This window comes from Belliella filtrata (genome assembly GCF_022549775.1).
Classification (GTDB): domain Bacteria; phylum Bacteroidota; class Bacteroidia; order Cytophagales; family Cyclobacteriaceae; genus Belliella; species Belliella filtrata.
This window is the reverse complement of sequence record NZ_JAKZGP010000011.1, coordinates 83,641-94,479: the sequence shown is the minus strand read 5'-3', so window position 1 is coordinate 94,479 and position 10,839 is coordinate 83,641. Positions and strand designations below refer to the sequence as shown.

Sequence of the window (10,839 nt, the reverse complement as noted above, 5' to 3'; positions counted from 1 at the left end):
ACTCTCATCAGAACCGAAGTCCCGAATCCCGTTCGACTTGCATGTATTAGGCCTGCCGCTAGCGTTCATCCTGAGCCAGGATCAAACTCTCCATTGTAAAGTTTCTATTTGCTACTCGTAAGTAGCTGTTTCCTATTGCTCTTGGATAATTAATTTGAAATTGAATAAACAATTTCCTGTCGTTTCGTCTTACAATACTTCAATGAACTTTCTCTCTTTTGAGATTTGTTTCAAACCCTTTGTCTGAAAGCGAGTGCAAATATCGGGAGGTTTTTTTTAACTTCCAAAAAGTTTATTAGAATATTTTTCTTTAATTTCTTTTTTAACTTTTTGTCGTTAACACTACCTCATATTTCAATCTGCATTTAACCATTTGTTTGATTGTTTCCCTCATTTGGGACTGCAAACATAGAAGCTATTTCCAAATTTACCAAACCAGCTATTCATTTTTTTTAAACATTTCTGTTAACCTATTGTGGACAAGCTAAATAAATTACTTTGGTGCTTTATACAAAGGTACAGTACTGCAAGGTTCTCCATACATTATGGATTTTGCATGAGGCTGGACCAAAGTAAGCAGCCGACCATAGGCATATGAGGGGACGGGAAATTTACTACAACCTTTTACTACAACTGGTTTATCCTTATAAAGGGAGGCGTCTATCTTTGAGATAGCTTGTTCAAATAAATATTGTTCTAAGACTGACAAATCACCAATTACATGCTCGACACTATTACTTGTCAAATAGGTACTGACCAACATGAATGCCCATGCAGGAATAATTGCATCAGCTGTACATGTAATTGCAACTAGCTTATTTGAATATGTCCCCCAATCTAAAGACTTCAAAGCTGACCTAAAGTCGAGTTCTTTCAAAACTAATTCTTGAAAAAGGAAATCTTTAATATCAAAAACAACCCTCTCTTCTTTTCTGTAAAAATCTTCTAAGTTAATTGTGACCAATGAACTGTTCGCAACTCTATTAATTATCTCACTCATGATAGAAATGGGTTTTTCTTAGATTGAATAACCTTAAACTCTTTCAAGTAGTTCGGTTCAAAATATGCTAAATCTTCAAAATCCTCATCTTTATACTTTTCATAAGCAATTACACCAATTGACTTACTGGAGTTCTCTGCTACAAAAAAATTGGCATTTGGGTGATCAATTATATTTTTGAATTTTGGAACACCATCGCCTAAAAAATAAACCAATCCTTTATCAAGCAATGATCTAAAAGAGTTTTCATCCAAAATCACTGGTTTTGCAACATCAATCTGAGATCCATCTCCATAGTAGGACGAAGAATACACCTCCATCCTTCTAGCATCTATCATACTCACTATTGCACTGCTTTGATGTACCTGCCCTACTAACTGATGAGCCAGTGCTTTTAGTGTGTCTACAGAAATTAAAGGTATGTCATTTGCGAAGGCCAATCCTTTGGCGACTGAAGTCCCTATTCTTAAACCTGTATAACTACCAGGTCCAGCTGAAACGGCCACGGCCTGCAAGTCTTTGATTGATAATGCTGCTGCATGAAGCAGGTTTTGGATCATCTCCATCAGTACCTTTGAATGAACATTATCTTTGTAAAGCTCAGATAGTCCAACTAACCTACCATCTTGATGCAGCGCAACTGAACAAACATTGGTTGCAGTCTCTATTGAAAGTATGGAAACCATAAGGAAAATTACTTCTTCTTCGTGTTCACACTTAATAAACTGTTGACTTTGCTGGTATTGGATAATATTTCAAGAGATTGTTTAATTGCATCATCTTCGCTTAGAGAAGCCTCTATCACTCCCTCCTGATAATAATACCTTGATATCAATTCATCTTTTAAAGCTTCTTTTATTTCAGCTTTAAATGTCTGTAAATCTTGTTCCTTGCTATGAGTTACTTTCTTTTTGAGATTTTGAATCTGATCCTTTATCTCATCAAAATACTTTTCCTTTTCAGCATACTTCTCAAGGTCTTCAATAGATTTTTCAACATAAGTGGTATAATCATACTCTTTACCCTCAAGCCAAGCCACAAAATCATTGTAGGTCTCATCTGAAACTTTGAATTCTCTTGGACTAGGTATCTCTTTATTTTTCAAAAAATACTGATTACCAAAATCAAAAATTAAGCTTCGAGCTACTAAGCTATATGTAATCGGAGCATAAGATCTGTCTTCTACTGCTTCATCTGGTTCTATACCAGCACCATCAAATACCACCCTACCATTCTTAGTGGTAAATTGATTTCGTAAAGAATCTGGAACAACCCTTTCATCATCCTCTTTCTTACTATAGTCAATCGCCTGAATACATCTTCCGCTAGGGATATAATATTTGGCTGTTGTCAATTTGATTTGAGAATTATAAGACAAAGGAACAGTAGTCTGAACAAGGCCTTTACCAAAAGTCTTCTTACCTACCAGTACTGCTCTATCATAATCTTGCAATGCCCCCGCAACAATTTCTGATGCAGATGCACTTCTCTCGTTTATAAGTACGACAAGCGGAATATCTTTATCAAGTGGTGATTTTGTGGTTTTATAAACTACATTGACACTTTCCAACTTCCCTTTTGTACTCACAACCTCTTTTCCCTTAGGAATAAATAAATTAACAATCTCAACGGCTTCTTTTAATATCCCTCCAGGATTATCCCTCACATCTAAAACTAATCTATTGATTCCTTGAGATTTTAGTTCGATTAGTGCTTTTCTAACATCCGCAGCTGCATTGGTGGTGAAATCTGTAAGTTTGATATACCCAGTATTATCATCAAGTTTTCCATAATAAGGCACATTACTGATCACAATTTTCTTTCTCTCTAAATCTACTGAAATAGTGTCTTCTCCCCTTTTGACTTGTACAAAAACAGATGTATTAGCAGGACCTTTTAACAATTTTGAAATATCAGCTGTTTCTTTTTCCCTAACATCAACAGTGTCAACTTTCAGAAACTCATCTCCAATCCTCAATCCCGCAGATTGAGCAGGAAAACCCTTATATGGCATAAGAACCATGTTTTTACCTGTCCTATTCCCGATCAATGCACCCACACCGCCATATTCACCAGTAGTAAGCATTCTGAAATCATCCGAATTTTCTTCAGGAATAAACTCTGTATAAGGATCTAGCTCTTCTAACATCGCATTAATCCCGACTGTCACCAATTCTTCAGGATCAATCTCATCTACATAATAGGAGTCTAACTCCCTAACCATAGAAGCAAAAATGTCCAAGTTTTTAGCAATGGCAAAAAGCTTATCATTCTTCAAGTTGAAAGAAAGAAATATAGAAACTATTACAAGTCCAATTACAGATGGTATGATGATTTTTGCCTTTATAAACTTCATGGTGATATGGGATTAACTTTCTTGTTGTAATTCATTCAATTTGGTGAGAACCTTGATGACCGTTGACTCGATTTTATCAAACTCAATGATTTCGGATGAAACATAAATTAATGCAATATGCATTTTTGAATCAGCTTGAGCTTCTAAAAGACCTTTATTAAGCCTATAAGTCTCTTTTAACCTTCGTTTGATCAAGTTTCGGTTTACAGCCTTTTTAATCTTTCTCTTTGAAACGGAAAAAAGTACCTGAATAGTTTCAGATTCACTAATATTACGCTGAATGTATAAAACTTTTAGTGGATATAAAAAAAAAGAGGAACCTTTATCAAAAAGTTCCTTTATAGCCTTTTGAGAATGTAATCTTTCATTCTTTGGAAGTCCGTATTTTTTCATATTCATTGCTTGCGTATAAATATACGAAATCAATGGAATGAATTACTTCTTAAGTGTCTTTTCAGAAGAAACAGTAAGTTTGTGTCTTCCTTTTGCTCTTCTAGACTTGATTACTCTTCTTCCGTTAGCAGTAGACATTCTTTCTCTGAATCCATGCTTATTTCTTCTTTTTCTACGAGAAGGCTGAAATGTTCTTTTCATGACGCGCTATGATTTAATATTTTGTATGCTTACCTGAATCCCTCGATAGGTTCACCCTAAAAAGGACTGCAAAGATAGATAGGTTTTTTTTATTTACAAATCAGAGATTTACTTTTGTTGAATAACAATCAAATTATGATATGCAATATCAATTTAGAAGACATGCTATTTCTTCCCAATTTATAGACATTAAGCTTTTGATCCACTGCAAAGCTAAAGAAATCATATCGCTCCAACTTGCTGCTTGGAGACCTGGAAGGTATGAAATCGCTGATTTTGCTGCAAAAATAAAAAACTTTGAAGTCACTCACCAAGGTGATTTCGTCAAATCCTCTAAAGTGAATAAAAGCCTATGGGAGTTTCAAGCAATTGAAAAAGGGGTTTATGAAATATCTTATAAGTTTTTTGCAAATCAAATGGATGCAGGAGGATCTTGGTCTGACGACAGTCAATTATATATAAACTTTACAAACTGTGTCTTTGACATCAAAGACAGACACAATGAACCTATTGAAATTATCATTGAATTACCGTCTGATTATGATATTGCCTCTTCTCTAAAAAGAATTGGAAAAAACTCGTGGGAAGCAAAAAATTATCAGGAAATCATAGACAGCCCCTTACTTGGTAGTTCCAACCTGACACATTTGGAGTATTCAGTTGCAGGTACAGTTTTTCATGTTTGGCTAAATGGGAAGATCTATTTCAATCAAAATGAATTAATCAAAGTTTTCGAAGCATTTACCAAAAGACAAATTCAAGACTTTGGAGGCTTCTCAGCAGCAGACTATCATTTTATTATTCAGTTACTTCCTTATAAACATTATCATGGCGTAGAGCATCGCTTCTCAACAGTAATTACAATAGGGCCTGATAAGGATTTAAAAGAAAAGAAGCTTTTTGAAGACTTGATAGGTGTGAGTTCTCATGAATTGTATCATTTTTGGAACGTCTGCAGGATAAGGCCTATAGAAATGATCCCATATGATCTAAGCAAAGAAGTCTATTTAGACTCAGGTTTTGTGCTTGAAGGGATCACTACTTACATGGGAGATCTATACTTGCTCAAATCCAAGTTTTTCACTTTAGAAGAATACTTCCAAGAAGCCATTTCAAAACGTATTCAAAGAGAGTTTGACCAATTTGGATGGAAAAGTCAAAGTATCGTGGACTCTAGTAAAGACCTATGGCTAGATGGGTATAAAGCTGGAATTCCTGACAAAAAAGTAAATATTTACAATAGAGGTTCATTAATTGCATTTTGTCTGGATATATTGCTTATTCAAAATCAAAGCTCTTTAGCTGATGTTATGTCTGCCATGTGGGAAAAACATGGTGCTAAAAACTTAGGCTATAGCATGATTGATTTCATAAATACGATAGCATCAGCTTTGAATAACCATAAATTAGCAGAAACTTTTTTTGAAAATTATGTTTATGGAAAAGAAGATATCCTACCTCTGATCATAGAAAGCTGTAATAAGCTAGGCATACAATTGACAAAAACCTATGAGCCTGAAAATTTTTTGTTGCATGATTATGGAATTCGGCATGTAGAAGGATGTGTAACTCAAGTACATCCTGATTCAGCAGCTTATCAGTCAGTCATGATAAATGATAAAATAATTTCTAAGGAATTAAGTGAAGGAGAAATCACTTTGGAAGTTGACAGGTATTCAAGAAGATTATCGCTGAAACTCTCTCAATCAAACATAAAACATTTCCCTACATTCCAGGTGACATTCAAAACCCGAACATCGCTATTAGAAAAATGGATTGAATAAAAAAGGGAGGTTTAAACCTCCCTTTTTTATTTAAAATCAATTAAAATCCTCATCACTGAGCTCTTTATTCAATTCGATTTTGACAATTTTTGTCTCCAAAGGAACAGGTAGCATCGGACTTGTCATAGTTATCGTATGAGGATAAAGTACACCACTTACTTCCTTATAATCTGAATAAACCATGTCACCTGCTGCGTCTGAGCTAGTCTTTAGCTTCAAGCCAGACTTAGTAGAGTAATATTCTACGGTTTTCATTCCGTTTGGTAGTGCCAAAATCAGCACATTTGCCTCTTCTCCTTCGACTTCTTCTGTTCCTCTAAGTGAAAGTTCAATTCCAAGCTCCTTATACATAGGCTCAGGAAACACATAGGTTTGAGTTTTGATCATCGCTATCATTTCTTCAGGAAGGTCTTGGGTCTGACCACCAGCCTCCATAAATCCTTTCCCATCCTTAAGTATCATTTTTTGTTGTACCTCACCCATTACTCTAGTTTCTTGTTTTAACCTTGAGTTATCAGAATCAGCAAACAAAATCGTCTCAATTTTCATCCCTTGAAAATCCGCTTCCATGGCTACATGTGAAGTTTTAATTTTTGAAACTTTGTCCAATCCACCAACGGCCTCAACATATTTGGCAATCACTTCATCTGGCTCTATCAAATTAGCTTTTATTTCAGCCTTAATTTTTTGATCAAGCGTATTTTCTAATGCAAATCCAGGACTTACAAAAGTGGAGCCAGCCATAATAGCTGCTGACATTAAAAGAATTTTGGTTTTCATAATTTGTATTGTTTAGTCATCATTTGATTAGCTTTACCTTAATATTGCCAAATGATTTTAGTTAATTAAACTGATTGTCCTCGATAGAAACATTAAAAGCAACATTTTCAACTTTGGCTTCCAAAGGAACTGGAATCATTGGATTACTGATAGTCATCAACATTGGGTATTTGACACCATCTACTTCTTTATATTCACTGTAAAGAACTTCTCCAGAAGTAGGACTTTCCATTTTTAACTTCAATCCGCTATCTACACCAAAAAAGAAGTCTGATGAGCTTCCAGAAGATGCAGTAACAACTAGCTTATAAGCGTTCTTTCCTTCTACTTCTTTTATTCCGTCAAGTTTTAGGGAATATCCCAAAGATTCAAAATGCAATTCTGGAAATATATACATGGAAAGCTTAGCCTCTTCATATTGCTCTTCAGGAAGTTGCTGAGTTTGCCCCATCGCCACTACTGATGCCTTACCATCCTTTATGATCGTATTTGACATTACATTCCCGCCCATCAACACTTTATTTGAGAAAGCCTCTTTATTTTCGTCATGGTAGAAGTTCATTCCCAACTTCATTCCTTGTACTTCTGCATTGGCTTCAATAATAGCTGTTTTCACCGCTTTCACTTTATCTATACCACCTAAGGCCTGAAAGTACTTCTCCAGTACCTTTTCTGCTGTCATATCAGCATCCATAGCAATTACTCTCTCCGGATCTCCTACGGTATTAAATCTATTAATTTCTCCATATGCCATCATTCCCTCAGATACTACCGACCCATTGCCGACAACTGTAATGTACATATTCTCTGGTTTCAAAAACTTCTTGGCAGCAGCATTCACATCTTCTACAGTCAAAGCATTCAACCTCTGAAGATAGGTTGCATAGTAATCCTTGGCCAAGCCATACCTCTCGATATTTATCGCGAAATTTGCTATTGTAGCGGGACTTTCAAGCGACCTACCAAATGAACCACTCAAGTTGGCTTTAGCTGCATCCAACTCTTCTTGCGTGACACCATTATCTTTCATGTTTCTGATTTCATGGATCATTTCATGTACAGCAGAATCTGTCGCCGTACCTCTCACGCTCGCATTAGCTGTAAAGCTCGCAACCAGACTATTTGAGCCTATTCTAGCATATGCTCCATAGGTGTAGCCTTTATCTTCTCTAAGGTTCATAAATAACCTCGATGAACCTCCCCCACCTAATATATATCCTGCAACTTGACTTGCCAAATAATCAGGTGAAGGCAAGTGGTTTTCAATCGGGTAGGTTAGTTCTACCACAGACTGCTGTGCAGAGGGTCTATCTACTAGTGCTACCATATTTTTCTCAGGGACTTGAGGCTTCTTATACTCATGCTTTGGAACATCCTTATTCTCCCATTTGGAAAAATGCTTCTCAACCAGCTTTTTTGCTTGGTCCAAAGTAACATCTCCTACTATAGCCAAATAAGCAATGTTTGGCCTGTAATAGGTGTCATAGTAGGTCTTTATATCCGATACTGTGATATTATCGATGGTTTCTTCAGTTTCATTTTCTCCGTAAGGGTGATCTGTTCCATAAACTAACTTACTTGTCAAAATAGAGGAAATTGTAGATGGATCAGATTTTGCCGCAGCAATCCCTGATTTGGCTTGAGTTTTCAACTTTTGCAGTTCATCTTCTGGGAAAACTGGGTTGAAAAGAACATCAGCCATTAGCTCCAACACCTTTTCTTGATGTTTAGTCAAGGTAGAAGCAGAGATTGAAGTTGATGAAGCAGAGACTCTAGCACCAAGAAAATCAACTTCTTCATTGAATTGATCTTTTGACCTATTTTTTGTGCCTGCCGTCATCATATCTCCAACAAATCCTAACATTCCTGACTTATCTCCTTCCAAAATAGGATCCCTATCCAATATCAAAGAATAGGTCACTCTAGGCAACTTGGAATTCTGAATCACAAATACTTTCAATCCATTTGTTAAGGTAAATGATTCAGCATCACCGAATCTAATTTCTGGAGCTGGACCTGCCTCTGGCATTTTTGATCTATCCAACTGTGCATTTGCTACAAATGACAGTGATACTAAAAGTAATATTATATATAGTTTTCTCATTTCTATTCAAGTTAATTTCAAAACTTATTCAGTTGCATCACTAGGTTTTGGCAAATATTTCAACACCACTCGACTCTCCTTATTCAAGTATTCGTTAGCCACCCTTTTGATGTCTGCAGCTGTCACTTCCCTGTACTTGTCAAGTTGTGTATTTACATAGTCAGCACTTCCATAAAAGACATGACCTTGAGCTAGCGACTGTGCGATACTGGCCACTGACCCAAAACCATTTACAAGCTGAGTTTCTTTGATATTGATCAGTTTTTGAAGATCTTTTTCTGCAATCCCGTTTGATTTCACTGATTCTAAAACTTCATCGATTGAAGCATTCAGCTCATCTACATCCACACCCATATTGGCAATTGCTAATACCAAAAACATTCCTCCATCTTCAAGGTCATTTGGAAAAGCGACAGCTTGTACAGCTTTCTGCTGCTGATCAACCAACTCTCTATACATTATTGAACTTTTTCCAGAAAGCAAATAAGTACTTAACAAACTCAATGCATAGGTATCAGGGTGATTCTTCTTTGGCATCAAATAGCCCTGAAAAATCGCTGGAAGCTGAATATTATCATACACAATGTCTTCTAGCTGAGTTGAGAGCTTTTCAATTTCAATATTTGGTCTTTTAAACTCCTTTTTCCCAGCGGGGATATCGGAAAAATACTTTCTTATCAGTGCTTCAGTTTCTGCATAGTCTATATCTCCAGCGATTGATAATGTTGCGTTGTTTGGAACATAATACATGTCATAGAACTCCATAAACTCCTCAAGTTTTGCATTGTCTAAATGCTCAGCCGAGCCAATAATTGGCCAATTGTATGGGTGATTTGGATATAGTCTTACAGGAATCTCTCTTTGAAAAGACCCATAAGGCTGCTCATCCATCACCTGTTTCATCTCTTGCTTGATCACTTCTCTTTGCGTATCAACACCAGTCTGATCTACTTTTGCATGAAGCATTCTTTCTGACTCCAGATAAAGCGACAGTTCTAATTTATTTGAAGGAAGGATTTCATAATAGACAGTGTAATCTTGATTCGTACCAGCATTCAAAGTACCACCTGCTGATTCGACTATCTCAAAAAACTTACCTCTTGGGATATATTCTGATCCCTCGAACATCAAGTGCTCAAAAAAGTGAGCAAAGCCAGTTCTTTCAGGATCTTCGTTCTTTGAACCTACATGGTATAAAACCGTAGTTGCGACTATTGGGGTTGTTTGATCTTGATGCAATATGACATGCAGCCCGTTGTCAAGTTTGAATTCCTTGAATTCTATCTTGTTTTGTGCAAAAACTGAGCATGTAATTAATAAGCCCAGCAAAATAGATAGGGTAGTTTTCCTCATCATGTTATTTATTTAAATTTTAACAATTGATTAAAGTTTCAAAAATTATGCAGTTTAAAATAGTGTTGGCAAGATAATTATCAAAGACAAATAAAACACACATTTAATAATTATTTATCAATGTAATAAATTATCACTACTACAATATACCCTTACATTTTGAATTCATTAATGATCATTTTCGGACGTTCAATGTTCAATTATGTCCTAAATCGGTCATTCATTTTTTCAAATTCCCATCATTGTATATGAATTCAAAAACCTTATTTATGTCTTTTATTAAAGACTTTTGACCTACTGTATTATTTTCCAAATGCGAGGTTTGAAGCGTCAAATCTACCATCATTAACTTTTCACTAAGATCATATAATCTATACCTGGTAATAAGCCAATAATTCAAATTATCTAAAGGCCCGATAGGTCCAACAAATGGGCTGTTCTGAACGGTTTCATTATACCGCATTGTAGCCCCAAGTCTACTTACTCTTAAATGCCTTTTGTCCAAAACTTCCACATCAAGCAAATACCTAACTCCAAGCTCATCGGAAAGTTTCTCTAGGTTTCTATTTGTTGAAAAATCATGAATTCCCACAGATTTTAACTCAAGCTCATGAAAATCAGTATCCCACACCTCTCGAAAGCCTTTTGACCTCAGTTCTCTCGGTAATATTTCCAAGAAAGTATTATAATCTATCTGAGAAAAACCTGAGGGAATTGTAACTAGAATAATTTCATTTCTATCCAGCGGCATTCTCATTTCATTAATCCTTGCATCCCTTACAAACTGCTGCACTGGCTTGCTACATGCAACCCATAAAAAACAACTAGTCAAAATCGTCAACATGCTTAAAAGATTAGCCAATTTCAT

At 35.8% G+C, this 10,839-nt stretch carries 10 protein-coding genes and 1 rRNA gene; 1 reads left to right on the top strand and 10 read right to left on the bottom strand.

Going from position 1 to position 10,839, the window contains the following annotated elements:
- From MM239_RS06700 to rpmH, 6 genes are all read right to left on the bottom strand, one after another.
- Positions 1-97: ribosomal RNA gene (locus MM239_RS06700) — 16S ribosomal RNA — on the bottom strand; the annotation flags it as partial.
- 396 nt (positions 98-493) lie between these two features.
- Positions 494-1,000, bottom strand: coding sequence for a DUF2480 family protein (locus MM239_RS06695; protein ID WP_241347430.1), 507 nt, complete (start codon positions 998-1,000; stop codon positions 494-496).
- A complete protein-coding gene (gene tsaB, locus MM239_RS06690; RefSeq protein WP_241347429.1) occupies positions 997-1,686 on the bottom strand; it encodes a tRNA (adenosine(37)-N6)-threonylcarbamoyltransferase complex dimerization subunit type 1 TsaB in 690 nt (229 codons plus the stop codon). The genes MM239_RS06695 and tsaB overlap by 4 nt, the downstream gene beginning before the upstream one ends.
- Positions 1,687-1,694: 8 nt before the next feature.
- Positions 1,695-3,356: a S41 family peptidase gene (locus MM239_RS06685; protein ID WP_241347428.1), complete on the bottom strand. Its 1,662-nt coding sequence runs from the start codon at positions 3,354-3,356 to the stop codon at positions 1,695-1,697.
- Between the two features lie 12 nt (positions 3,357-3,368).
- Complete coding sequence (rnpA, locus tag MM239_RS06680; protein WP_241347427.1) at positions 3,369-3,749, bottom strand: ribonuclease P protein component; 381 nt, start codon at positions 3,747-3,749, stop codon at positions 3,369-3,371.
- 42 nt (positions 3,750-3,791) lie between these two features.
- Positions 3,792-3,950 (bottom strand): 50S ribosomal protein L34, encoded by a 159-nt coding sequence (gene rpmH, locus MM239_RS06675; protein ID WP_076503142.1) that lies wholly within the window; start codon positions 3,948-3,950, stop codon positions 3,792-3,794.
- 140 nt (positions 3,951-4,090) lie between these two features.
- Here rpmH and MM239_RS06670 point away from each other — a divergent pair, with 140 nt between their 5' ends.
- The gene (locus MM239_RS06670; RefSeq protein ID WP_241347426.1) at positions 4,091-5,734 is read left to right on the top strand and encodes a M61 family metallopeptidase; all 1,644 of its coding nucleotides are present in this window, start codon (positions 4,091-4,093) and stop codon (positions 5,732-5,734) included.
- Positions 5,735-5,770: 36 nt separating this feature from the next.
- Here MM239_RS06670 and MM239_RS06665 read toward each other — a convergent pair whose 3' ends face one another.
- From MM239_RS06665 to MM239_RS06650, 4 genes are all read right to left on the bottom strand, one after another.
- Positions 5,771-6,514, bottom strand: a complete 744-nt coding sequence (locus MM239_RS06665) for an outer membrane lipoprotein-sorting protein (protein ID WP_241347425.1) — start codon at positions 6,512-6,514, stop codon at positions 5,771-5,773.
- Between the two features lie 61 nt (positions 6,515-6,575).
- Positions 6,576-8,618, bottom strand: coding sequence for a M16 family metallopeptidase (locus MM239_RS06660; RefSeq protein WP_241347424.1), 2,043 nt, complete (start codon positions 8,616-8,618; stop codon positions 6,576-6,578).
- 24 nt (positions 8,619-8,642) lie between these two features.
- Positions 8,643-9,971 (bottom strand): M16 family metallopeptidase, encoded by a 1,329-nt coding sequence (locus MM239_RS06655; RefSeq protein ID WP_241347433.1) that lies wholly within the window; start codon positions 9,969-9,971, stop codon positions 8,643-8,645.
- Positions 9,972-10,191: 220 nt separating this feature from the next.
- Positions 10,192-10,839 carry a hypothetical protein gene (locus tag MM239_RS06650; RefSeq protein WP_241347423.1) on the bottom strand — a complete coding sequence of 216 codons (648 nt, stop codon included), beginning with the start codon at positions 10,837-10,839 and terminating at the stop codon, positions 10,192-10,194.

Bases quoted from the DNA above. Each gene is read 5' to 3' on its own strand.
- MM239_RS06695 (WP_241347430.1), bottom strand. From the start codon at position 1,000: ATGAGTGAGATAATTAATAGAGTTGCGAACAGTTCATTGGTCACAATT.
- MM239_RS06655 (WP_241347433.1), bottom strand. From the start codon at position 9,971: ATGAGGAAAACTACCCTATCTATTTTGCTGGGCTTATTAATTACATGC.
- MM239_RS06660 (WP_241347424.1), bottom strand. From the start codon at position 8,618: ATGAGAAAACTATATATAATATTACTTTTAGTATCACTGTCATTTGTA.
- tsaB (WP_241347429.1), bottom strand. From the start codon at position 1,686: ATGGTTTCCATACTTTCAATAGAGACTGCAACCAATGTTTGTTCAGTT.
- MM239_RS06665 (WP_241347425.1), bottom strand. From the start codon at position 6,514: ATGAAAACCAAAATTCTTTTAATGTCAGCAGCTATTATGGCTGGCTCC.
- rpmH (WP_076503142.1), bottom strand. From the start codon at position 3,950: ATGAAAAGAACATTTCAGCCTTCTCGTAGAAAAAGAAGAAATAAGCAT.
- MM239_RS06650 (WP_241347423.1), bottom strand. From the start codon at position 10,839: ATGAAATTGGCTAATCTTTTAAGCATGTTGACGATTTTGACTAGTTGT.
- MM239_RS06670 (WP_241347426.1), top strand. From the start codon at position 4,091: ATGCAATATCAATTTAGAAGACATGCTATTTCTTCCCAATTTATAGAC.
- MM239_RS06685 (WP_241347428.1), bottom strand. From the start codon at position 3,356: ATGAAGTTTATAAAGGCAAAAATCATCATACCATCTGTAATTGGACTT.
- rnpA (WP_241347427.1), bottom strand. From the start codon at position 3,749: ATGAAAAAATACGGACTTCCAAAGAATGAAAGATTACATTCTCAAAAG.